General features: G+C 71.0%; 24 protein-coding genes. 5 read left to right on the top strand and 19 right to left on the bottom strand.

Annotated features, from left to right (window positions below; all coding sequences use genetic code 11):
• Nucleotides 1–9 precede the first annotated feature (9 nt).
• The 11 genes from AC6EI4_RS10455 to AC6EI4_RS10405 form a co-directional block, all read right to left on the bottom strand.
• A complete protein-coding gene (locus AC6EI4_RS10455; RefSeq protein WP_498451404.1) occupies nt 10–690 on the bottom strand; it encodes a response regulator in 681 nt (226 codons plus the stop codon).
• Nucleotides 691–1,911 (bottom strand): sensor histidine kinase, encoded by a 1,221-nt coding sequence (locus AC6EI4_RS10450; RefSeq protein WP_498451403.1) that lies wholly within the window; start codon nt 1,909–1,911, stop codon nt 691–693.
• A gap of 3 nt (nt 1,912–1,914) precedes the next feature.
• A complete protein-coding gene (locus AC6EI4_RS10445) occupies nt 1,915–2,787 on the bottom strand; it encodes a type II secretion system F family protein (protein WP_498451402.1) in 873 nt (290 codons plus the stop codon).
• Nucleotides 2,787–3,710 (bottom strand): type II secretion system F family protein, encoded by a 924-nt coding sequence (locus tag AC6EI4_RS10440; RefSeq protein WP_498451401.1) that lies wholly within the window; start codon nt 3,708–3,710, stop codon nt 2,787–2,789. The genes AC6EI4_RS10445 and AC6EI4_RS10440 overlap by 1 nt, the downstream gene beginning before the upstream one ends.
• Nucleotides 3,707–5,026, bottom strand: a complete 1,320-nt coding sequence (locus AC6EI4_RS10435; RefSeq protein WP_498451400.1) for a TadA family conjugal transfer-associated ATPase — start codon at nt 5,024–5,026, stop codon at nt 3,707–3,709. The genes AC6EI4_RS10440 and AC6EI4_RS10435 overlap by 4 nt, the downstream gene beginning before the upstream one ends.
• A gap of 4 nt (nt 5,027–5,030) precedes the next feature.
• On the bottom strand, nt 5,031–5,447 hold the full coding sequence (locus tag AC6EI4_RS10430) for a TadE/TadG family type IV pilus assembly protein (protein ID WP_498422957.1): 417 nt from the start codon (nt 5,445–5,447) through the stop codon (nt 5,031–5,033).
• Nucleotides 5,444–7,015, bottom strand: a complete 1,572-nt coding sequence (locus tag AC6EI4_RS10425) for a CpaE/TadZ family protein (protein WP_498422959.1) — start codon at nt 7,013–7,015, stop codon at nt 5,444–5,446. The genes AC6EI4_RS10430 and AC6EI4_RS10425 overlap by 4 nt, the downstream gene beginning before the upstream one ends.
• Nucleotides 7,012–7,731, bottom strand: a complete 720-nt coding sequence (gene cpaB, locus AC6EI4_RS10420; RefSeq protein WP_498422962.1) for a Flp pilus assembly protein CpaB — start codon at nt 7,729–7,731, stop codon at nt 7,012–7,014. The genes AC6EI4_RS10425 and cpaB overlap by 4 nt, the downstream gene beginning before the upstream one ends.
• The gene (locus tag AC6EI4_RS10415) at nt 7,728–8,540 is read right to left on the bottom strand and encodes a hypothetical protein (protein WP_498422963.1); all 813 of its coding nucleotides are present in this window, start codon (nt 8,538–8,540) and stop codon (nt 7,728–7,730) included. Before AC6EI4_RS10415 ends, cpaB begins: the two co-directional genes overlap by 4 nt.
• 98 nt (nt 8,541–8,638) lie before the next feature.
• Entirely contained in the window at nt 8,639–9,703 is a 1,065-nt protein-coding gene (locus AC6EI4_RS10410) for a serine/threonine-protein kinase (protein WP_498422964.1), read from the bottom strand.
• A gap of 69 nt (nt 9,704–9,772) precedes the next feature.
• Entirely contained in the window at nt 9,773–10,216 is a 444-nt protein-coding gene (locus tag AC6EI4_RS10405) for a DNA-binding protein (protein WP_498422966.1), read from the bottom strand.
• Nucleotides 10,217–10,434: 218 nt separating this feature from the next.
• Here AC6EI4_RS10405 and AC6EI4_RS10400 point away from each other — a divergent pair, with 218 nt between their 5' ends.
• Both AC6EI4_RS10400 and AC6EI4_RS10395 read left to right on the top strand, forming a co-directional pair.
• Nucleotides 10,435–12,342 (top strand): vWA domain-containing protein, encoded by a 1,908-nt coding sequence (locus AC6EI4_RS10400; RefSeq protein ID WP_498422968.1) that lies wholly within the window; start codon nt 10,435–10,437, stop codon nt 12,340–12,342.
• A 24-nt stretch (nt 12,343–12,366) separates the two neighbouring features.
• Nucleotides 12,367–12,615: a hypothetical protein gene (locus AC6EI4_RS10395; RefSeq protein ID WP_498451399.1), complete on the top strand. Its 249-nt coding sequence runs from the start codon at nt 12,367–12,369 to the stop codon at nt 12,613–12,615.
• 65 nt (nt 12,616–12,680) lie between these two features.
• Here AC6EI4_RS10395 and AC6EI4_RS10390 read toward each other — a convergent pair whose 3' ends face one another.
• The 8 genes from AC6EI4_RS10390 to AC6EI4_RS10355 all read right to left on the bottom strand — a co-directional run bounded on the left by AC6EI4_RS10390 (nt 12,681) and on the right by AC6EI4_RS10355 (nt 19,279).
• Nucleotides 12,681–13,022, bottom strand: a complete 342-nt coding sequence (locus AC6EI4_RS10390) for a metal-sulfur cluster assembly factor (RefSeq protein WP_498423134.1) — start codon at nt 13,020–13,022, stop codon at nt 12,681–12,683.
• A 50-nt stretch (nt 13,023–13,072) separates the two neighbouring features.
• Entirely contained in the window at nt 13,073–13,540 is a 468-nt protein-coding gene (gene sufU / locus AC6EI4_RS10385) for a Fe-S cluster assembly sulfur transfer protein SufU (protein ID WP_498422970.1), read from the bottom strand.
• Nucleotides 13,541–13,550: 10 nt separating this feature from the next.
• On the bottom strand, nt 13,551–14,849 hold the full coding sequence (locus tag AC6EI4_RS10380; protein ID WP_498422972.1) for a cysteine desulfurase: 1,299 nt from the start codon (nt 14,847–14,849) through the stop codon (nt 13,551–13,553).
• On the bottom strand, nt 14,849–15,613 hold the full coding sequence (gene sufC, locus AC6EI4_RS10375) for a Fe-S cluster assembly ATPase SufC (RefSeq protein ID WP_498422975.1): 765 nt from the start codon (nt 15,611–15,613) through the stop codon (nt 14,849–14,851). Before sufC ends, AC6EI4_RS10380 begins: the two co-directional genes overlap by 1 nt.
• Before the next feature lie 44 nt (nt 15,614–15,657).
• Nucleotides 15,658–15,993, bottom strand: coding sequence for a non-heme iron oxygenase ferredoxin subunit (locus tag AC6EI4_RS10370; protein WP_498422977.1), 336 nt, complete (start codon nt 15,991–15,993; stop codon nt 15,658–15,660).
• Entirely contained in the window at nt 15,993–17,168 is a 1,176-nt protein-coding gene (gene sufD / locus AC6EI4_RS10365) for a Fe-S cluster assembly protein SufD (protein WP_498422979.1), read from the bottom strand. Before sufD ends, AC6EI4_RS10370 begins: the two co-directional genes overlap by 1 nt.
• Nucleotides 17,169–17,237: 69 nt before the next feature.
• Nucleotides 17,238–18,656: a Fe-S cluster assembly protein SufB gene (gene sufB, locus AC6EI4_RS10360; RefSeq protein WP_498451398.1), complete on the bottom strand. Its 1,419-nt coding sequence runs from the start codon at nt 18,654–18,656 to the stop codon at nt 17,238–17,240.
• The gene (locus AC6EI4_RS10355) at nt 18,653–19,279 is read right to left on the bottom strand and encodes a helix-turn-helix transcriptional regulator (protein ID WP_498422983.1); all 627 of its coding nucleotides are present in this window, start codon (nt 19,277–19,279) and stop codon (nt 18,653–18,655) included. The genes sufB and AC6EI4_RS10355 overlap by 4 nt, the downstream gene beginning before the upstream one ends.
• Nucleotides 19,280–19,531: 252 nt before the next feature.
• Between AC6EI4_RS10355 and AC6EI4_RS10350 the strand changes: the two genes are divergently transcribed.
• From AC6EI4_RS10350 to AC6EI4_RS10340, 3 genes are all read left to right on the top strand, one after another.
• Complete coding sequence (locus AC6EI4_RS10350; protein ID WP_498451397.1) at nt 19,532–20,380, top strand: lysylphosphatidylglycerol synthase domain-containing protein; 849 nt, start codon at nt 19,532–19,534, stop codon at nt 20,378–20,380.
• A 94-nt stretch (nt 20,381–20,474) separates the two neighbouring features.
• Complete coding sequence (locus tag AC6EI4_RS10345; RefSeq protein ID WP_498451396.1) at nt 20,475–21,245, top strand: phosphatase PAP2 family protein; 771 nt, start codon at nt 20,475–20,477, stop codon at nt 21,243–21,245.
• Nucleotides 21,242–21,898, top strand: a complete 657-nt coding sequence (locus tag AC6EI4_RS10340; protein WP_498422986.1) for a glycerophosphodiester phosphodiesterase — start codon at nt 21,242–21,244, stop codon at nt 21,896–21,898. Before AC6EI4_RS10345 ends, AC6EI4_RS10340 begins: the two co-directional genes overlap by 4 nt.
• The last annotated feature ends 16 nt before the right edge of the window (nt 21,899–21,914 follow it).

The raw sequence follows: 21,914 nt of genomic DNA, 5'->3' as shown, positions 1-21,914 counted from the left end.
GGGTGAGGCCTAGACGGAGCGCAACCCCAGCAGCAGCGAGACGGCGGCCGAGCGGTTGGTGACGCCCAGCTTCGCGAAGAGACGGTTGATGTGGTTCTTGACCGTCTTCTCCTCGATGTAGAGCGAGGCGGCGATCTCGGTGTTGGTCTTGCCCAACACCATCTCCTGGGCGATCTCCCGCTCCCGGCGGGAGAGGTGGAAGCGCTGCATCACCGCGGCATCGAGGACGGTGGCCACCGCGGTGCCGCCCGGGTCGGCGGCGGCCGGCTCCGGGCGGCGAAGCGGCCCGCTGAGCAGCACCGCGGCCGCCGGTGGGGAGAGCCGGACACTCCCGCAGGCGGTGTCCTTGATCGCGACCGCCAGTTCGGCGCTGTCGAAGGTGCCGTAGACCAGGTAGCCGGTGGCTCCCCCCGTCAGCGCCTGCGACACGATCGCCGGCTCGTCGGAGTAGGTCAGCATGAGCACCCGGCTGACCTCCTGGAGGTCGGCGAGGACGTCGAGCCCGTTCCCGCCGGGCATCCGTACGTCGAGCAGCACCACGTCGGGCCGCTGCGCCTGGGCCAGCGCGAGCGCCTCGGGACCGGAGCTGGCCTCGCCGCACACCTCGATGTCGTCCTCCAGCTCCAGGAGGCTGGTGAGCCCCATCCGGACCACCGGATTGTCATCGGCGATCAGCACGCGAACGCTCATCTAGTACCACTCCTCCTCGTCGGGCAGGGCAGCCGGCAGACGCACGTGAACCGTCGTGGGGCCGGTCGAGCTGCTGGTGAAACTGAGGGCTCCGCCCACCCGGGCGGCCCGCTCGCGCATCCCGGTCACCCCGAAGTGCCCGGGGCGTGGCGAGCCGGGACCGTTGAGATCGAGATCGGTGCCCGGACCGTCGTCGCTGACCGTCAGCTCGACCCATCCCGGGCTCTCGGCCAGGCAGACCTCCACTCCGGTGGTCGGGGGGGTGTGCCGAGCGACGTTCTCCAGCGCCTCGTTGAGCAGCGCCACCAGCTCGTAGGTCGACTCGGTCGACAGATCGGGTTCGCCGCTGACCTGCACCGCCGTCCGGCGACCGGTGCTCAGCGACCACCGTTCGACGGCCTCCGGCACCTGCTCGGCGACCCCCGACTCACCGCGGGCGCGGCGCATCGCGAGGATCAGGGCCCGCGAGTCCTTGGAGGCCTGGAGCAGCTGCTCGCTGATCGCGGCCGCGTGCTGACGAGCCCGGTCCGGGCTGCGCTCCAGCCACGCCGGCAGCGTGTCCGCGAGCAGCGCCACGCCGTGCAGGGTCTTGACCAGGGAGTCGTGCATCTCGCGAGCCAACCTGGCCCGTTCCTCGGCCACGCCGGCGAAGTGGTTCTGCCGCCGCCGATCGCGCTCGGTCTCGGCGGCCCGCAGGATCACCTCCCTGATGCCGGTGCCGAGGAAGAGCGAGCCGACCAGCAGCACCGGCACCACCACCAGCGCGTTGAAGGAGTCCTCGGCGCGCAGCGACTCGGGGGTGCTGAAGGAGAAGACGAACCACCACCCTCCGGCGAGCACCGGCGCGAACACCCAGGCGCCCCTGCGGCCCAGGCAGAGCCCCGAGAGCACTGCTCCTGAGCCCAGCACCAGGAGCATCGGGCTCACCGGCTCGGTGAGGTGCAGCACGAACAGACACACGATCGCATCCACGGCCAGGATGAAGGGGTGGGTGCACAGCGTCAGCCCGAAGCTCTCCCAGCGCAGCAGCACCATCAGCAGCCAGGCGCTGGCAGCCACCAGGGCGAGCGCTGCGGCGTGCAGCTCGGGGATCCACGCCAGCCACAGCGTGACCAGCAGGCAGCACACGATCCGGATGTCGAGCAGGATCTTGGCGACCTCGCTGAGGGTCTGGACGCGCTCGAACTCGTCCGAGTGCGGGATCAGCTGCAAGGTGGCCACGACTCAGGCCTCCGAGAACGCCATCAGCACCAGGGAGCCGATCATGAAGATCGAGAGCGCCGGCATGATGATCAGCGTCAGGATCAGGCTGATCTTCGGGTTCGCGCGCGCCGCGGCGGTGCGCGCGCGTTGGCCCGCGGTGCGTCGCAGCTCCTTGGCGTAGGTCTCCAGGAATCCGGTGATCGGCGTGCCCAGCTCCTCCGCCTGCAGGAAGGCCGTGACGAAGTTGTGCAGTGACGGAGCCGTGGTCCGCTCGCGCAGCTCGGTGAAAGCCGCCCGCCGGCTGGCCCCGAGGTCGATCTGACGCAGCGTCACCAGCATCTCCTCGGCGACCGGGCCCTCGACCAGCGAGGAGACCCGTCGCAGGGCGGAGCGGAAGCCCAGGCCGGCGCTGATGGTCACCGAGAGCACGTCGAGGAAGTCGGGCAGCTCGCGCTCGATGGCCGAGGAGCGACGCCGCGCCGCGGTGTAGAGGGTGAGTCGGGGGAAGAACCAGCCGAGCACCGGGATCAGCATCCCCAGCACCTGCCCCTGCAGCAGCAGGATGATCCCGGCCACCAGGCCCAGAGCCGCCCAGGTCGCCTGGCGCTGGATCAGGCTCTCGACCGTGAAGCCTTCGGGGGATCCGGCCCGGGCGATCGCCCCTCTGACCTTGCGACGCGACTCGGCGGGCATCTGTCCCAGCACCCGGCCGCCGATGGCGCGGTCGAGGAAGACCAGGAACTTCCCCACCAGGCTCGTGCGCTCGCGCCGCGGAGCGGCGTCCGCGTAGGCGCTGAAGGCGCTGGTGTCCACACCGGGCTCACGGATCAAGGTCCAGCCGCGGGCGGCGAGCGCGACGAGGCACAGGCCCACGGCGCCGAGCAGCAGCGCCATCAGATCTCCACCTTGGCTGCCTTGCGGACCAGGACCATCCCGAACAGGAACAGGCCCAGGCTGAAGACGAACAGGAAGAGCCCGACCGGGTTCGCGAGGAGTCCACGCAGGCCGCCCTCGACCGAGTTGTGCACCAGGAGCACCATCCCGCCCCCCAGCGCGGAGACGGCGAGGACGGTGGCCTTGGAGCCGGCCACGAGCGTGGCGACCTCACGGCGGAGGTCGCGGCGGATCTCCAGCGCCTCGGTGATGCCCTGCAGGGCCGTCACGATCTTGCCGCCGGCCCGGGACTGGATGACCAGCACGTTGACCAGCACCGCCAGCTCCCGCGAGGGCAGCCGGCTGCCCATCCGCTCGAGGGCGTCGTCGAGCGACGACCCCAGGGCGAGCTCCTCGTTGACGCGGTGCAGCTCGCCACGCGTCGGCTCCACCGTCTCCTGGGCGGCCACGGCCAGGGCGGCCCGCAGCGACAGCCCGGCGCTGGCCGCGTTGGCGAGAAGTCGCGCCAGGTCGGGCAGCTGGTCGATGAACTTCGAGAAGCGCGCCTCCTCGCGACGCTTCAGCCACGCCCGCGCGCCCATCCCCAGCAACGACAGGACGATGACGGTGAGGACCGGCCCGCCCATTCCGTAGCTGATCACGCCTGCCAGCACGGCGATGAGGGTGCCGATGATGACGGCGTCCGCGACCGGCCACTTCAGGTCGGCGTTGTCCAGACCCCAACGGAGCCGCTTGCCGAACCGGGTCCGCAGCACCCGGCGCTCGAGGCCGCGCCGCAGCCGTGCCAGGGCCGGGGAGCGGTCCTGGGACACGACGAAGGCCAGCGAGCGTCGCCGGTCCTGCTCCTTGACCAGCACGCCGACGCCCACCACGACGAGCGTCAGGGTCGCCAGGAGCATCAGGACGATGCCGAGGATGGTCACCGGTCGTGCTCCGGAGGCGGCGGCGCCGAGGTGAACTCGTCGGGGACCGCGATGCCGGACAGCCGGATCCGCTCGGCGTAGCGCTGCGGCAGCGAGTGGTAGGTCGACGTGCCGGTGACCTTGCCGTCGCCGAGCCACGGGTCGGGCACGAAGCTGAACACCGGGTGCATCTTGTAGTCGTCGCGGTGACGCGAGACGAGCAGGACCACCTCGGTGAGGCGCCGGCTGCCGTCCGGCAGCCGGCTGAGCTGGACCACGCAGTCGATGGCGCTGTTGATCTGGTCGCGCAGCGTCGCGTCGGGCAGCTGCACCTCCGACATGGTGCACAGCGTCTCGAAGCGCAGCAACGCGTCCTCGGCGGTGTTGGCGTGGATGGTGGCCAGGGAGCCCTCGTGACCGGTGTTCATGGCCTGGAGCATGTCGAGCGCCTCGCCGCCGCGGGTCTCCCCGACGATGATCCGGTCGGGACGCATCCGCAGCGAGTTGCGCACCAGGTCACGGATGGTGACCTCGCCCTTGCCCTCCACGTTCGGCGGGCGGGTCTCCAGCCGGATGACGTGGTTCTGCTGGAGCGCGAGCTCGGCGGCGTCCTCGATGGTGACGATGCGCTCGTCGGCGGGGATGAAGGAGGAGAGCGCGTTCAGCATCGTGGTCTTGCCGGATCCGGTGCCGCCCGACACCACGATGTTGAGCTCCGCCTTCACCATCGCCGACAGCAGGCGGGACGTGGGCTCGTCCAGGGCATCCATCTCGATCAGCCGGGCGATCGAGAACGGGCGCGGGAAGCGACGGATGGTGATGGTGGGACCGTCGACCGCCAGCGGGGGGACGATGACGTTGACGCGCTCACCCCCGGGGAGCCGGGCGTCCACCATCGGGCTCGACTCGTCGACGCGGCGGTTGACGCCGGCCACGATCCGGTCGATCGCCTGGTAGACCTGCTCGACCGAGGAGAAGCTCAGCGGCAGCTGCTGGATGTTGCCGGCCCGCTCCACGAAGATCTTCTCGTGTCCGTTGACCATGATCTCGGTGATGGTCTCGTCGCGCAGGAGCGGCTCGAGGACGCCCAGCCCGAGTGCCTCGTCCACGACGCGACGGACCAGGATGTTGCGCTCGCGGTTGGTGAGCAGCGGCCCTTCCCGGGTCAGCAGGGTGCCGACCACCCGCTCCAGGCGGGCCCGGCGCTGCTCCTCGGTCAGCGCCGACAGCTCGCCGAGGTCGACCTCCTCGAGCAGGAGTCCCTTCAGGTAGGTCACGCCGTTGTTGTTGACGACCGAGTCGATCTGGACCTCGCCCTTGCGGTCTCTCAGGCTCACGCGCTCAGTCCTCGACCTTCGGCATGACGGCGTAGCGGGTGATCTCGAAGTCGAGGCCCCGCACGCCGATGCCGAGGAACGGCACCTTGACCGAGGTCCGCGCCGAGACCTGGTCGCCGCCACCGCCACCGGTGACCGACGGCTCGTCCCCGGCTTCGCTCAGGTTGCCCGAGGAGACGTCGGTACGGGCTCCGAGCAGGTCGATGACGTCGTCCTCGGCCATCTGCTCGGCGATGTTGTGGGTCGTTCCCTTGCTGGCCTCGCGGGCGGCCATCCGCGAGGCGGACTCGGCGGCCACCGCGCCGTACCCCACCAGGAAGAGCTGGATGATGGCGCCGACGATCAGCGCGACGATCGGGATGATCCCGATCATCTCGATGACCGCCTGGCCGCGCTCGTCGCGTGTCCGTCCGCGTCTCATGACCCCTCCTTCGATGCCGAGCCATCGGCCGCGATGGGCCGGTTGACGAGCGGGAAGAGCGTGGGGCCCTCCAGCGTCGCCTTGTAGGTCGTGTCGTCGATCCTGGTCACCTCGACGTCGTAGAAGCCGGGCACGGCATCCGCGGCCGCCTCCTGCACCTCCGCGATGGTGCCGCCGCGCACCGCCGTGCGCGCGGCCTCGTCCGCCGCTCGGCGGCTGGACACGGTCGCGATCGCCAGCAGCGTCGTCTGCATGAGCAGGAGCAGGATGAGCATCGCCACGACGATGCCGACCACGGCCTCGATCGTCACCTGGCCGTCCTCGTCGCCACGGCGACGCCGCGGCTTCACCTTCAGCTTCCCGCGCGGGGCGGCAGCCGCGGCCACCGGCGGCGCGGCGACGGCGGGCAGCGCGAGGTTCAGCTCCCGGCCGAGGGCCAGGATCGCCCGGCGGAAGGGCCCGTCCGCGACGTCCAGCGGCGCCATCGCGTTGGCGGCCGGCTCCAGCTTGCGCCAGTCCTCCGGGATGCTCGCCGACAGGGACTCCGCGGAGGTCATCCGGGCCCCGAACTCGGGCTGGACCTCGTTGCGCGGGTTGACCTTGTTGAAGAGCAGCTGGACGTCGCCGCTCTTGGCCACCTGCAGGCGGTTGAGCATGTCGAGCTTGTCCTGGACGGCGCGGATGCACGCCACGTCGGGTGTGGCGACCATGATCAGCGCGTCGGCGAACTCCATGCCCACCGCGCTGGCCTCGCTGACCACGGAGCCGGCATCGACGATGATCAGGTCGTAGTGGCCCTTGGCGGCGCCGATGATCTGGCGCGCGACCGGTCCCGAGACGTCCTCGGACTGCTCACCCTGCTGCGGCGACATCAGCACCCGCAGCCCGCTCTTGTGAACGATCACCGCCTCGTCCAGGTTGCGCCCGGTCAGGGCGTCGGAGATCGTCACCAGGTCGACGATCGTGCGCTTCGCGGAAACGTCGAACATCTGACGCAGTCCGCGCTGCTGCAGGTCGAGGTCGATCAGGCAGATGCGCCGCTCGGGGTTGCTCACCGCGGCGAGGAGCGCCGCGTGCAGGGCGACCGTGCTGGTCCCGACCCCGCCCTTGGCCCCGGTGAAGGCGATGAGGCGTCCCGCCTGGTCTGCTCCGCTCAGTCCCAAGGGCGGCCCGGAGATGGCACGCAGCCGGCGCTGCCAGTCCAGGATGCCGGGCAGGCGGGCGGACAGCTCGTCGTGCGAGGGCGGCGAGTCGATGACGGCCCGCCCTCCGGCATCCATCACGGCCTGGTAGGTGGACAGCGTCGGGCTGGCCGTCATCACCATCACCGCGGTGTCCGGCGAGCGGGTGACGATCTCCCGCACCAGCGCCAGGTAGGGCAGCGTGCCGATCTGGTCGTGGACGACCACGACGTCGAGGTCCTGCGCCGCGTCCACCGCGAGCAGCAGGTCCGAGGAGGTCTCCGCCACGCCGAGCACGTCGACGTCGTCGCCCAGCTCGGCGAAGGTGGCGACCGTCTGGCTGCGCAGCTCCTCCTGCCCGATGCCGAGCAGCACCCGTGCGCTCATGACTTGGCACCCTTCTCGAAGGTCTCCACATAGGTCTTGCTGTCCGGGGCGACCTCGGACCCATCGCCCGGAGGACGCAGGACCAGGCGGGTCTGGGACGCGAACGCCTCGGCGAAGGTCAGGGCCTTGACCTGCCCCTCCGCCGTGGCGAACGTGACCGGCAGCGCCTCGTTCTGGGTCATCCCGCCCGCCGAGTTGGCCTTCTCGCGGGCCACGGTGAGCCCGACGTCCAGGATCAGCAGGTTCTGGGCGATGACCTTGGTCCGAGGTCCGACGCCGGTGATGCCCTCGTCGAAGGTGGCCCAGATGTCGACCCGGTCACCCGGCTGCACCTTGCCGGCGACGCCCGTCTCGGCGTCCACGAGGATCGCGATCTCGCGCTGCCCCGCCTCCAGGCCGGGCCGCGGCACGAGGTTCGCGTTCTGCAGCAGGGTGCCCTCGGTGAGCGGCGCCGCGGACACCTGGCCGATCAGGTCGGCCAGGTCCGTGACGGTGCCGTCGGGCAGCCACCGTTGGGGGATCTCGACCTTCTCGAAGTCGGTCTCGCTCAGCTCCTGGTAGGCGGCCACGTCCTCGACGACGACGTAGGCGGGCACCCGGTTGCCCACCTGGCTCTCCACGTCGTTGACATAGCTGATGATGGCGAAGAAGACCGCCACGGCGCCCACGATGGCGGCGGCGAGGAACAGGACTCCCCTACGTTGACGGGGGTTCATACGACCACGACTTCCTCTCGGGCACTGCAGAAGAGACAGGACACGGACGCCACGCCGCCACATTCGGGGCACCGCCCGAAGCGCTCACGTGAGAGGCGCTGCAGGGTCGGCAGGAACTCCTGGGGCAACAGGGTCTGTTCGAAGAACTGCTTGCGACCCCACCACGAGGTGGCGGGGTCGCCCGCCGGGAGCTCCACCGTCTCGCCGACCGGCGGCAGCGAGAAGTCGATCCGGCTCCCCAGCTGGGGGTTGCCCTGGACCACTCGATCGAGCTGGTCCTTGCCGAAGTCGACCTCCGGGGCGCCGTTGATGGCGATGCGCGATCCACCGAGGCCCACGGAGAGGCCGAAGGTGACGCCGGGCACCCAGGACACGGCATGGTGGCGCAGCTTGACGCACGCGATCTCGAGGCCGGCGGCCGAGGTGGTCACCACCAACGTCGGGAGGACGGCGGGCTGACGCTCGAGGTGTACGACGGCGACCGCGGCGGGGACCCGGCGCTCGGCCAGGGTGGCCATCCAGGTCGCCGTCGCGGCCAGCCCGGTGGGCGGCACCGGCAGCGGGACCCCCAGGACCGCCACCGTGCGCGCCAGCGCGCGCAGCACCCGAGTCTTGCGCACCTGCTCGTGGCGTCCGGCGTGGAGCAGCAGGACCGGCTGATCGGTCTCGATGCTGGCCAACAGCGCCAGGCCCTGCTCCACGAAGTCGGCGGAGGTGGGGTCCGGCAGCAGCAGCACCTTGCGGTGCGCGGGATGAGCCTCGAGAGGCGCCGCCGCGAAGCCGCACGCGACTACCGTGAAAGATGCCAAGTTCCTGTTCCCCCGCCGCTCATCCAGACCGACCTCGGTGCGAGTCCGTCAAACGGGCGAAAGCGTACCCACGGAAAGCCGCGCCAAACGCCTCTATCTCACGCCAGCAGAAGCGAGGCGACGAGCAGGGACAGACCGAGAAGCGCCAACAGGCCCGCCCACATCAGGTCGCGCCCCACTCCGCTCGTCACCCGTGGCGCCTCGGCGATCCGCGGCATGGTGATCGTGGCGGCGCTCGGCCCCGAGGACTCCGGGTCACTCGTCGCGGCGTGCCCCACCGCAGGCACCACGACCGCTCCGGGTCCCCCGCGCTCGGGCTCGGGCCCGGGCAGGGACCACCGCGTCGGCAGCGGCGGCACGTGGTCGAAGACCTCCACCGGGGCGGCGGGGTCCGCGCCCAGCGACAGCCGACCGGCCGCCGGCAGCTCGTGGAGCCGCTCGACCACCTCGCGTGCGGAGGCCGGACGACGCGAGGGGTCCGGGTCGGTCATGGCCGAGATCAGCCCGGCGAGCTCCCCGCCGCCTCTCCCGGGGAGCCGGGCGGGCTCCAGCGACCCCGCCAGCATGTGGCGCATGGCCATCCCCAGCGCGTAGATGTCCTGCGCGGGCGCCGGATCCGCCCCCCGCCGCGCCTCCGGCGACAGATATCCCGGCGTGCCCAGAACCGCGGTGCTGGAGGTCAGCCGCGGCCCGTCGAAGGACCCCGCCGTGCCGAAGTCGGACAGTCGCAGGTGTGGCTGAGCGGAGCCGGTGGCGTCCAGGAGGAGGTTGGCGGGCTTCACGTCGCGATGCGCGAACCCCGCTGCGTGCACGGCCGCCAGCGCCTCGGACGTCTGCCGCGCCAGCTCGACGACCCACCCCTCGGGCAGGGCACCGAAGTCGCCGATCAGGGTGGACACCGACCCGCCCCGCACCAGATCCATCGCGAAGAGCACCCAGTCGTCCTCACCGGTCCAGCTGCGCGGCGCGAGCACGTGCGGATGCTCCACCAGCCGCTTGGCCTCGCGGACGAACCGGATCAGCGCGTCGGAGTCGGAGGCGCGCAGGACCTTCGCCGCCACGAACTCGCCCGCCCGGTGGTCCCACGCCCGCCACACCGTTCCGACGCCACCCCGGTCGAGAACATCGACGAGCTCGTAGCGTCCCGCCACCACCTCAGCCACACCCACCGCCTCGCTCATGCGTCATCGGGGTCCGATCCTGGCACAGCTCGACATGTCCTACTGGGCACCTCAGGCGGGGAAGTGACGCTCGAAGTGCGCCACCGCATCGGCCGACGTACCTGCTCCGTAGACGCGCAGGACCTCGGCGACGGCCGGGAACTCCCCCTCGAGAAGCGCTGCGGCGCGTTCGTGCTCCTCGGGGGTGCCCGCCCACCGCAGCACCTGCTGCACCTCGCCCGCGCCCTCGCGGCGCAGCCGCTGGGAGCTGCGGGTGAGCACCCCGCCCGGCGTGTCGGCCGAGACCGTCTCCATCGCCTGCTGCGCGGTCAACTCGCCCCGCACCACGTCCTCGGAGAGCTCCATCAGCCACTGCAGGCGCTGCACCGCGGCCGGGTTGCCGATCTTCAGCCGGTGAGCCGATGCCAGCTGGGAGAGCATCGGCGCCGAGAGTCCGAGCAGCGCCGCCAACGCCGCGCGGGTGATGCTCAGGCGCTGGGTGAGGGAGTCGACCACCTCCCCCAACGGCGCGCCGTACAACCGCGTTTGCTCGGCACGGTTCCGGGAAGCATGGTCCTCCGCATCCGCGTTCATGAGGCACCTCTTCGTTGGCTTCTCGATGGTGGTCCAGATGGTCACCCGACGGCGAGGCATCACGCAACGGGTTGACGCGAGCCAACAGTACTCCGTAGTTTCCTATTGCAAATCGCCTCGACTCTGCGAAAGGGGCCACCGTGCCTGCTCCGAGAGCCATCCGCCTGCTCGCGATCGCGACCCTCACCGTCAGTGGCTGGATGGTCGTGCCCACGGCCCCGGTCCTCGCCGAGACCCCTGCCGCCGCACCGGTCGCAGCCCCTGCAGCCCCCGCAGCCCCCGCAGCCGAGGATGACCCCGGCCGGCTGATGCTGGTCCTCGACTCCTCGGGCTCGATGAAGGAGTCGACCCCCGGCGGGCAGAGCAAGATCGAGGCGGCCAAGGAGGCGCTGCGCAAGGTCGTGGCCGATCTGCCGGCCGACCAGGAGGTGGGGCTACGCGTCTACGGCGCCAAGGTCTTCTCCGCCCGCGACGCCGGCGCCTGCACCGACTCCCAGGTCGTGGTCGAGCCGGCCACCGACAACCGCGGCGAGCTCAACAAGGCCGTGAACGCCTACAAGCCGTACGGGGAGACGCCGACGGGCTACGCCCTGCAGGAGGCGGGCAAGGACCTGGGCAGCGAGGGGAAGCGCAACATCATCCTCGTCTCGGACGGCGAGCCCACCTGCGACCCCGACCCCTGCGTGGTCGCCCGTCAGCTCACCAAGGACGGCGTGGACGTCCGCATCGACGTCGTCGGCCTCGACGTCAACGACGCCGCGCGCAAGCAGCTGCAGTGCGTCGCCGGCGCCGGCAACGGCACCTACTACGACGTCGACGGCGCGGACGAGCTCGCCGACTCGCTGATCCGGGTGGCGCGACGGGCCGCGCGTCCCTATGCCGCCATCGGGACCCCGGTCACCGGTGCGGCCACCCCCGAGCAGGCTCCCGAGATCGAGCCCGGCGACTGGCTCGACCGCGGCGAGCTCGCCGCTCCGGAGAAGCACTACCGCGTGCAGCGGACCCTGGAGGGCTCCACGGTCTTCACCAGCGTCGCCTTCCGCACCAGCCGCCAGGGTCCCGACTACGTCGACGTCCGGCTGACCACCCCGGACGGCGCCACCTGCGGCTCGGCGACGAGCGTGGGCAGCAGCAACCGGCTGGTGAGCCAGGCCGCTGTGGCCTCGGTCTTCGCCGGTCCCGACGACCCCTGCGTCACCAGCGAGGAGCTCATCCTGACCGCCACCTACCGCGGCACGGCGCAGGAGGTGCCGATGGAGGTCAAGGTCACCGAGCTGCCCGACGTCACCAACGTCGACACGCTGCAGCCCGCCCCCAAGACCGCCACCTGGGTGCGTCCCAGCAAGGGAGCCCGCACCGAGGTCACCGGCGGCACGTCCTTCGGCGATGCCGAGGTGCTCACGCCCGGCAGCTACCAGGGCACCATCGTCCCGGGCGAGACCCTGACCTTCGCGGTCGAGGCTGACTGGGGCCAGCAGATCGACGCCGTCGCGCACTACCCCGCCCTGGACGGGCCGCTCGGCGAGGCGGCCGCGGGCGGGCCGCACACGATCATGGACGTGTACTCCCCCAGCCGGGCCCCGGCCCAGGCCGCGTCCACCGACCAGCCGATCAACGACGACGTGCTGCTGCTCACCGACGGCTCCACCGAGCCGGCGGTCACCACCGGAGCCATCAGCCTGGCGAACCTCGACGGCGTCACCAACTTCGCCGGCTCCGAGGCCGGCGCCTACACGGTGACCTTGTACCTGGAGGACACCGACGAGAACCCCTCGATCGCCGTGCCGTTCGAGCTCGACCTCGCGGTCAGCGGAGAGCCCTCCGGCGCGCCGGAGTTCGTGGAGAACCCGATCGGCGGCACCGAGGAGACCCCGACGGAGCAGCCGAGCGCCACGCCCGAGCAGGACGAGCCGAAGGACACCGCGGTCGCGGGCGCCGACGACGAGGGCGGCATCTCACTGGCCGCCGTGGGCGCCGCCGGAGCCGGCGTGCTCGCCCTGCTGGCCGCGGCCATGCTCCTGTTGCGCACCCGACGCCGGCGGGCCTGACCGGGAGAGACGGGGGAAAACGAGATGACGGGGTTCTTGCTGGCGGGCCTGGTGGCGACGGCATCGGTGCTCGCGCTGATGGCGGTGGTGGCCCTGGTGATCTGGGGCGTGGCGCTAGCCCGGGGCGAGAGCTTCCCGGCCCGCCGCGTCAGCCGGGTCTCGGCCTGGGACGACGCCGGCAACCGGTTGGGTCGCTCCGACGGCGGCGGTGGCGGGGGCTTCTTCGACGGGGGCTGCTCCGACGGCGGCGGCGGCGGCGGCGGCGACTGCTGAACGCCGACGACCCGGCAGCGCCCCTGGTCGGGGCTCTGCCGGGTCGGTGCGGGACGTGTCCCGGGTCAGACGTTGAAGCCGAGGGCGCGCAGCTGCTCGCGGCCGTCGGGGGTGATCTTGTCGGGGCCCCACGGCGGCATCCACACCCAGTTGATCGCGACGTCGTTGACCAGCCCCTCCAGGGCGGAGTTGGTCTGGTCCTGGATCACGTCGGTCAGCGGGCAGGCCGCCGAGGTCAGCGTCATGTCGATCACGGCGTTGTTGCCCTCGTCGACGTGCACGCCGTAGACCAGGCCGAGGTCGACGACGTTGATGCCGAGCTCGGGGTCAACGACGTCCTTCATCGCCTCGGTGACGTCGTCGACGCTGGGACCCGTCGACGTTCCGGGGGCGTCGACGACCGGCAGATCGCCGTGGTCGACGCTCTCGGTGGACCCGATGGTCTCGTTGCTCTGGCTCACTTGCTCTCCTCGGTCTGGGCCGCCCCGTGGAGGGCGGCTGCGGTGGCGTCCTTCCAGGCCATCCAACCCAGCAGCGCGCACTTGACGCGTGCCGGGAACTTCGCGACACCGGCGAAGGCGATGCCGTCCTCCAGCACCTCCTCGTCGGGTACGACGGTGCCCTTGCCCTGCATCAGCGCGAGGAAGTCCTCGTGCACCGACAGCGCGTCGTCGACGCGCTTGCCGATCACCAGGTCCGCCATCACCGATGCCGACGCCTGGGAGATCGAGCACCCGACGGCGTCGTAGGAGACGTCGCGCACGACGTCGCCGTCCAGGTGCACGCGCAGGGTCACCTCGTCACCGCAGGTGGGGTTGACGTGGTGCACCTCTGCCTCGAACGGGTCACGCAGACCCGCGTGGTGAGGGTTCTTGTAGTGGTCCAGGATGATCTCCTGGTAGAGCGCATCGAGCTCCGCGGTCATTGCACCCCTCCTAACCCTGGGACAACTTGAAGTAGGAGCGGGTGTATTCCAACCCGTCGACGAGGGCGTCGATCTCGCCCGGCGTCGTGTAGAGGTACGACGAGGCGCGCGAGGAGGACTGCACGCCGAACCGCTTGTGTGCCGGCTTGGCGCAGTGGTGCCCGGCGCGGATCGCGATCCCCCGGCTGTCCAGGACCTGAGCCACGTCGTGCGGGTGGACGCCGTCGATCTCGAAGGAGATCGCGCCGCCACGCGACTGCGCGTCCTGCGGGCCGAGCACCTTCAGGCCGGGGATCGTGGCCAGCCCCTCGAGGGCATAGCCGGTGATCGCCTGCTCGTGGCGGTGGATGTTGTCCAGCCCGACGTGGTCGAGGTAGTCCAGCGCCGCGCCCAGGCCCACGGCCTCGACGATCGGCGGTGTGCCGGCCTCGAACTTGTGCGGCAGCCCGGCGTACGTCGAGCGCTCCATGGTGACGGTCTCGATCATCTCGCCGCCGCCCAGGAACGGGGGCAGCTGCTCGAGGATCTCGCGTCGGCCCCACAGCACGCCGATGCCGGTCGGCCCGACCACCTTGTGGCCGGTGAAGGCGAGCAGGTCCGCGCCGCTGGCGACCACGTCGATCGGCAGCTGCGGCGCCGCCTGGGAGGCGTCGACCACGACGATCGCCCCGACCTCGTGAGCGCGCCGGGCGATGTCGGCGACCGGGTTGATCGTGCCGAGCATGTTCGACACCCAGGTCAGCGAGACGACCTTGGTCCGCTCGTTGATCAGCTCGTCGATGTTCGACAGGTCCAGCCGGCCGTCGTCGGTCAGGCCGAACCAGCGCAGCTTGGCACCCGTGCGCTGGGTGAGCATCTGCCACGGCACGATGTTGGAGTGGTGCTCCATCTCGGTGATGACGACCTCGTCGCCCTCACCGACCTCGAGCGGCCCGCGGGCCCAGGCCAGCGTGTTCGCCACCAGGTTGAGCGCCTCGGAGGCGTTCTTGGTGAAGATCACCTCGTCACGCGAGGGCGCCTTGAGGAACGCCGCGACCCGGTCGCGCGCGTTCTCGAACGCCTCCGAGGACTCGGCGCCGAGCTGGTGCATGGCACGGGCCACGTTGGCGTTGTGCCGCTCCAGGTGGTCGACCATCGTGTCGATGACGATCTGCGGCTTCTGCGAGGTGTTCGCGCTGTCGAGGTAGACCAGCGGGCGGTCCCCGGCGAGCGTCCTGGTGAGGATGGGGAAGTCCGCGCGGATCAGGTCGAGGCCGTCGAGGAGGCCGTCGACCTGACCGGCTCGACCGACGGTCGCCGGGGACGACATCAGGCGCCGGCCCCTGCCTTGACGTACTTGTCGTAGCCCTCGGCCTCGAGCTGGTCGGCCAGCTCGGGGCCACCCTGCTCGGCGATCCGGCCGTTGACGAACACGTGCACGTAGTCGGGCTTGATGTAGCGCAGGATCCGCGTGTAGTGCGTGATCAGCAGCACGCCCTTGTCACCGTTGGCGGAGAAGCGGTTGACGCCGTCGGAGACGACCTTGAGCGCGTCAATGTCGAGGCCCGAGTCGGTCTCGTCGAGGACGGCCACCTTGGGGGCGAGCAGCTCGAGCTGGGCGATCTCGTGGCGCTTCTTCTCACCGCCGGAGAAGCCCTCGTTGACCGAGCGCTGCCCGAACGTGGGGTCGAGGTCGAGCGCGGCGAGGGTGGCGTTGACGTCCTTGACCCAGGTGCGCAGCTTGGGCGCCTCGCCGTCGATGGCGGTCTTGGCGGTGCGCAGGAAGTTCGACACCGAGACGCCGGGGACCTCGACCGGGTACTGCATCGCCAGGAACAGGCCGGCGCGCGCCCGCTCGTCGACGGACATCGCGAGGACGTCCTCGCCGTCGAGGGTCACGGTGCCGCCGGTGACGGTGTACTTCGGGTGGCCGGCGATGGAGTACGCCAGGGTGCTCTTGCCGGAGCCGTTGGGCCCCATGATCGCGTGGGTCTCGCCGTCCTTGATGGTCAGCGTGACGCCCTTGAGGATCTCCTTGGCGCCGTCCTCGGTCTCGACCGAGACGTGCAGGTCGTTGATCTCCAGGGTGCTCATCGTGTGGTTTCTCTCTCTTCTGTGTTGAAGTCTGGTGGCCGGGCTCAGCCCGGGGTGACGCCGTTCAGGGTCGTGGAGACGTCGACGAAGACGTCGTCGCCGCGGACCTCGACCGGGAAGGTCGCGACCGGGTCGACGGCCGGCGGGCCGGTCGGCTTGCCGGTGCGCAGGTCGAAGCGCGAGCCGTGCAGCCAGCACTCGATCTGGCAGTCCGCGACCTCGCCCTCGGCGAGCGCGACGGCGGCGTGCGTGCAGAGGTTGTGCACGGCGAAGAACTCCTCGCCGTCGCGCGCCACCGCGACCTCGACGCCGTCGAGCACGACCGCGAAGCCCTCGTCGTGAGGCACCTCGTCGGTCGCGCAGGCACGCACGAGGGCCATCAGAGGCCCTTCAGGACGTTCTTCGCGAGCTCCGCCTCGACGGTCTCGGTGAGCTTCTCCTCCAGCTCCGCCACGTCGATGCGGCGGATCAGGTCGTTGAAGAAGCCGTGCACGACCAGGCGGCGCGCCTCGGCCTCCTCGATCCCGCGGGCCCGCAGGTAGAACAGCTGCTCGTCGTCGAAGCGGCCCACGGCCGAGGCGTGCCCGGCGCCCTGGATCTCGCCGGTCTCGATCTCGAGGTTCGGCACCGAGTCGGCCTGGCAGCCGTCGGTGAGCACCAGGTTGCGGTTCTCCTCGTAGGTCTCGATGCCCTCGGCGACCTTGCGGATCAGCACGTTGCCGATCCAGACCGCGTGCGCTCCGTCGCCCTGCAGGGCGCCCTTGTAGATCACGTTGGAGCGCGTGTTGGGCTCGTTGTGGTCGACGAAGAGTCGGTGCTCGATGTGCTGGCCCTCGTCAGCGAAGTACATGCCGAGCATCTCCACCGAGCCGCCGGGTCCGTCGTACGTCGCGGTGGCGTCGTGGCGGACCACGTCGCCGCCGAACGACACCGACACGTGGCGCAGCGTCGCGTCGCGCCCGATCTTGGCGTGCTGGGTGGACAGGTGCACCGCGTCGTCGGCCCAGTCCTGCAGGGAGACCACGGTGAGCTCGGCGCCGTCCTCCACGACGATCTCGACGTTGTCGGCGAGGACCGCCGAGCCCTCGAAGCGCAGCACGACGGTGGAACGGGAGAACTTCTCCGCCACGATCACCGCGTGGCCCGCGCCGGGAGCGTCGCTGCCGGTGCCGGTGTGGGTGATGATCGTGGCGCCCGCGACGACGGCCTCGCTCGGCACCCGGACGACGGTCGCCCCCGCGGCCGCCTCCCAGGCACGAGCCGAGACCCGGTCGCGCGGCACGAGCCCGGAGGCCCCGCGCAGGGCGTGGTCGGCGCCGACCTGCTCGACGACCACGCCGGGTGCGGCCTGGACGTCGAGCGTGCACGCGCCCTCGGCGAACGGCACGGCGTCGTGCAGGCCGTGCAGCCGCTTGAGCGGGGTGAAGCGCCAGATCTCCTCGCGCCCGGTCGGGACCTCGTGGTCCGCGACCGCGAAGGATCCTTCGGGGTGGAGGTGGCTGGAGACCTTGTCGGTCGTCTCCAGGGCGCCCGCGACGGCGGGCGTGTCAGTCACAGTCACTAATCGTCAGCTTTCTCGGTTCGGGATCGGGGGCTCCGGCGGCGCCGCGCGCGGCGCCGTGGATCAGCCGACGGCGCCTTCCATCTGCAGCTCGATGAGCCGGTTGAGCTCCAGGGCGTACTCCATGGGGAGCTCCTTGGCGATGGGCTCGACGAAGCCGCGCACGATCATCGCCATCGCCTCGTCCTGCTCCATGCCACGCGACATGAGGTAGAACAGCTGGTCGTCGGAGACCTTCGAGACGCTGGCCTCGTGGCCCATCGAGACGTCGTCCTCGCGGATGTCGACGTAGGGGTAGGTGTCCGACCGGCTGATCTGGTCCACCAGCAGAGCGTCACACAGCACGTTGGACTTGGAGCCGTAGGCCCCCTCGTTGATCTGGATCAGGCCGCGGTACGACGTGCGACCGCCGCCGCGGGCGACCGACTTCGACAGGATCGAGCTCGAGGTGTGCGGAGCCGCGTGCACCATCTTGGCGCCGGCGTCCTGGTGCTGGCCCTCGCCGGCGAAGGCGATGGACAGGGTCTCGCCCTTGGCGTGCTCGCCCATCAGGTAGATCGCCGGGTACTTCATGGTCACCTTGGAGCCGATGTTGCCGTCCACCCACTCCATGGTGGCGCCGGCGTCGCAGGTGGCGCGCTTGGTGACCAGGTTGTAGACGTTGTTCGACCAGTTCTGGATGGTCGTGTAGCGGCAGCGACCGCCCTTCTTCACGATGATCTCCACGACCGCGGAGTGCAGCGAGTCCGAGGAGTAGATCGGGGCGGTGCAGCCCTCGACGTAGTGCACGTAGGCGTCCTCGTCGACGATGATCAGCGTCCGCTCGAACTGGCCCATGTTCTCGGTGTTGATCCGGAAGTAGGCCTGCAGCGGGATGTCCACGTGAACGCCCTTGGGGACGTAGATGAACGAGCCGCCCGACCAGGTCGCGGTGTTGAGCGCGGAGAACTTGTTGTCGCCGACCGGGATGACCGTGCCGAAGTACTCCTTGAAGAGCTCCTCGTGCTCGCGCAGCGCGGTGTCGGTGTCGACGAAGATCACGCCCTGCTCCTCGAGATCCTCGCGGATCGAGTGGTAGACGACCTCCGACTCGTACTGCGCGGCGACGCCGGAGACCAGGCGCTGCTTCTCCGCCTCGGGGATGCCGAGCTTGTCGTAGGTGTTCTTGATGTCCTCGGGGAGGTCGTCCCAGGTGGCTGCCTGCTTCTCGCTGGAGCGCACGAAGTACTTGATGTTGTCGAAGTCGATGTCGCCGAGCTCGGCGCCCCACTGCGGCATCGGCTTGCGGTGGAAGAGCTTGAGGCCCTTGAGACGCTGGTCGAGCATCCACTGCGGCTCGCTCTTCTTGGCGGAGATGTCGCGCACGACCTCCTCGCTCAGGCCCCGCTTGGCGATGGCGCCGGCGTCGTCGCGGTCAGCCCAACCGAACTCGTAGCGGCCGATGCCCTGGAGTCCGGGGTTGAGCTCTTCGATCGTCGTCATGCTGACGCTCCGTCCTTCTTGTTGAGGTCTGGAATGCAGGTGGTGCACACGCCGTCGCCGTGGGCGATCGTCGCCAGGCGCTGGACGTGCCGGCCGAGGACCTGGCTGATCGCCGTGGTCTCGGCCTCGCACAGCTGGGGGAACTCGTGGGCCACGTGGGAGACCGGGCAGTGCTGCTGGCACAGCTGGTCGCCGATCGGCAGCTCGCGGACACCGGCGGCGTACCCGTTCTCGGTGAGCACCGTGGCGAGCACCTGGGCCGCGGAGAGCTCCGGGTGCCGCTCGGCCATGCCGGCGTAGTCGCGCTCGATGAACGCGACGCGCCGCTTGGCGAACTCCAGGACCGCTTCCTCACCCTGGGTCTCGGCGAGGAAGCGCAGCGCCTGGACGGCCAGGTCGTCGTACTGCTGGTCGAACGAGTCGCGCCCCGCCTGGGTCAGGCCGAAGACCTTCGCCGGGCGGCCGCGGCCGCGGCTGCCGTGCACCCGCTGGTCGGCCGCCTCCACCGTCCCCTCGCTGACGAGGTGGTCGAGGTGGCGGCGCACGGCGGCGGGGGTCAAGTGCAGTCGCTCGGCCAGGGCGGCCGCGGTGGAGGGCCCGTTCTCGAGGATAGACCGACCCACGCGCGCACGCGTCGACGCGTCCCCGGTGGGGGCAGCGAGGGAGGTCCGGGAGAATTCCACAACACAAGTGTGACGTTAATGCCCGAGCGCATTCAAGTAAGGGTCACCTAAGCCTGCTTTCCGCATGCCCGCGGCCGCGCGGGCATGAATTTTGCCCGTCCGGATACCGCGCTGTTTCATGGGTGGCGCCCCACCCCCGACCTCCCGCTGGAGGGCCTCGTGCGGCTGAGAGCCCTACTCCACTCCCGCGTCGTGCTCTGGCTCGGCATCGCGCTCAGCCTCGTCGTCCCCGCCGTCACCCTGCCTCGGCTGCCCGAGGTCAGCCTGTGGCCGCTGCTGTGGGGGCTGCTGCCCTGGGTGATCGGCAAGTACGTGCTGTGCCCGCTGCGCTGGGAGGCGATCACCGATGCCGGCCTCGGCCGGGGCTGGCACCTGCGTGCCTACGCGGAGTCGGAGCTGCTGGGGCTGCTCACCCCGGGGCACGTGGGGGCGGACGCGTGGCGCCTGCACCGGCTGGTCCGGGTCGGGCTGCCGCGCGCCGACGCGGTGATGAGCGTGGGGCTGGACCGCCTGGTCGGCGCGCTGGGGCTGGCGGCTTTCACCGTGTTCGCCGGTACTGCGCTGCCGCCTCGGACGCTGCTGGCCGCACTCGCCGTCGGGGTGCTCGTCGTGGCCGCGGTTCTGGTGATCCGCCGCACGCGCCCGCAGTGGCTGCCCCGCCGCCCGCTGCCGCGGCCCCGCCAGCTCCTGCACGGCGTGCTCCTGTCCGCCGGCTACCAGCTCAGCATCGCCGGGCTCCTGCTCGGCGCGGTGGCGGCCACCGGCTACTCGCTGTCCCCGCTCGCGGTGCTCGGCGCCTTCGGTGCCAGCCAGATCGCCGGCGCGGTGCCCGGCCCGAACGGCGCGAGCCCGCGCGACGGCGCGCTCGTCGTGGCCCTGGTCGCCCTCGGGGTGCCGTGGGCGGCGGCCGCGGCCGCGGTGAGCCTCAAGGCGGCGCTCGCCTGGGCGCCGGCGCTGCTGCTCGGCGGCGCCAGCCTGATCCTGACCCGTCGCGAGCTGCGCCGCGCCGGCGAGAGCGTGCCCTCCGCGGTGGCGGCCTGACCCGGCAAGGGGCCAAGTGCCCACGACAGCCGCGCCGTCGGCGCGCATAGTGGGTGGGAGGGTTCGACGGGGCGATCACGGACCGGAGCCGTTCATGGACATTGCGCCGGACCGCCGGCTCGCGCACGGCCGCGGAGCCTGGGCGCTGGGCCAGGCCGCGCTCATCGTGCTCTGCATCGTCGTCTACTTCGGCGTGCGGGGCCTGACCGAGGGCTCGCCGCACACCGCTGTGGACCACGCCCACGACCTCGTCGCCCTCGAGCGCGCGCTGGGCATCGACGTCGAGTCGCAGGTGCAGGAGCCGTTCACCCGGTGGCCCTGGCTGGCGACGCTCGCCAACTGGATCTACATCTGGGGCCACTGGCCGGTGATCGTGGCGACCATGGTGTGGCTGCTGTGGAAGCATCGCCCCGTGTTCGAGCGACTGCGCGACGCGATGCTGATCTCCGGCCTGGTCGGCATGTTCATCTTCGCGCTCTACCCGGTCGCTCCCCCTCGGCTGGCCGGGCTCGGTCTGGTGGACACCGTGAGCGAGACCTCGCACGCCTACCGGGTGCTGCAGCCGCCCGCCTTCGTCAACCAGTACGCCGCGATGCCCAGCCTGCACGTGGGCTGGAACCTGCTGGTGGGGATGGCCGTCGTCGCCGCCACCTCCTCGGTGCTGCTGCGGGTGCTCGGCTGGCTGATGCCGATCCTGATGGCGCTCGCGGTGGTCGCGACCGCCAACCACTACGTGCTCGACGTGGTGGGGGGCATCACGCTGGTGCTGTGCGCCCACCTCGCGGCCCTCGCCCTGGAGCGACGCCGCCGTAGCGGCTCCTGGGCCGTCCAGCCGTCGGGACAGATGCAGGCACCGCCCCGATGAGCGCGCTGGCGATCGCCCACCGCGCCGGCAACTCGCTGAGCGGGCTGCACGCCGCCAACGCCCTGGGCGTGGACGTGATCGAGTGTGACGTGCACGAGTACCGGGGCCGGCTCGAGGTGCGCCACCTCAAGACTGCCGGCCCCCTGCCGTTCCTGTGGGACCGCTGGGAGCTCGCCTCCGCGTCGGCGCCCCGGCTCGGCCTCGAGGAGCTGCTCGAGGCCGACAGCCACGGCACGCTCTTCATGCTCGACCTCAAGGGCCGTCGCGACACGGCCGGCCGGGCCGCCGCCCGGCTGCTGCACGAGAGCGGGCGCCATCAGCCGGTGGTGGTCTGCGGGCGCTGGTGGCCCTCGGTCGACGCGATGTCCGACCTGCCCTACGTGCACCCGGTGCTCTCCGCGCGCAACCGGGCCGAGCTGCGCCGGCTGCTGACCCGTCTGGAGTCGCCCCGGCCCGCGCCGTACGGGGTCTCGGTGCACAGCTCGCTGCTCGACGCCGCGGTCGTGGCCCGCCTGCACCGGCACGTGGAGGTGGTGATGACCTGGCCGATCAACGACGTCCCCCGGCTCGAGGAGATGCTCGCGATCGGCGTGACCGGGATCATCAGCGACGAGGCGCACGTGCTGGCCGAGCTGCTGGCACGCCGCGGCTGAGTGCCGCGAACCGCGA

This window comes from Nocardioides sp. Z43_10 (genome assembly GCF_059766615.1).
This window is presented reverse-complemented; position numbering and strand designations above follow the sequence as displayed.

Coding starts and splice junctions, on each gene's coding strand:
- AC6EI4_RS10445 (WP_498451402.1), bottom strand. CDS start 2,787: ATGGCGCTGCTGCTCGGCGCCGTGGGCCTGTGCCTCGTCGCGCTCGCC.
- AC6EI4_RS10345 (WP_498451396.1), top strand. CDS start 20,475: ATGGACATTGCGCCGGACCGCCGGCTCGCGCACGGCCGCGGAGCCTGG.
- AC6EI4_RS10425 (WP_498422959.1), bottom strand. CDS start 7,015: ATGAGCGCACGGGTGCTGCTCGGCATCGGGCAGGAGGAGCTGCGCAGC.
- sufU (WP_498422970.1), bottom strand. CDS start 13,540: ATGACCGCGGAGCTCGATGCGCTCTACCAGGAGATCATCCTGGACCAC.
- sufC (WP_498422975.1), bottom strand. CDS start 15,613: ATGAGCACCCTGGAGATCAACGACCTGCACGTCTCGGTCGAGACCGAG.
- AC6EI4_RS10395 (WP_498451399.1), top strand. CDS start 12,367: ATGACGGGGTTCTTGCTGGCGGGCCTGGTGGCGACGGCATCGGTGCTC.
- cpaB (WP_498422962.1), bottom strand. CDS start 7,731: ATGAACCCCCGTCAACGTAGGGGAGTCCTGTTCCTCGCCGCCGCCATC.
- AC6EI4_RS10380 (WP_498422972.1), bottom strand. CDS start 14,849: ATGTCGTCCCCGGCGACCGTCGGTCGAGCCGGTCAGGTCGACGGCCTC.
- AC6EI4_RS10430 (WP_498422957.1), bottom strand. CDS start 5,447: ATGAGACGCGGACGGACACGCGACGAGCGCGGCCAGGCGGTCATCGAG.
- sufB (WP_498451398.1), bottom strand. CDS start 18,656: ATGACGACGATCGAAGAGCTCAACCCCGGACTCCAGGGCATCGGCCGC.
- AC6EI4_RS10370 (WP_498422977.1), bottom strand. CDS start 15,993: ATGGCCCTCGTGCGTGCCTGCGCGACCGACGAGGTGCCTCACGACGAG.
- AC6EI4_RS10455 (WP_498451404.1), bottom strand. CDS start 690: ATGAGCGTTCGCGTGCTGATCGCCGATGACAATCCGGTGGTCCGGATG.
- AC6EI4_RS10340 (WP_498422986.1), top strand. CDS start 21,242: ATGAGCGCGCTGGCGATCGCCCACCGCGCCGGCAACTCGCTGAGCGGG.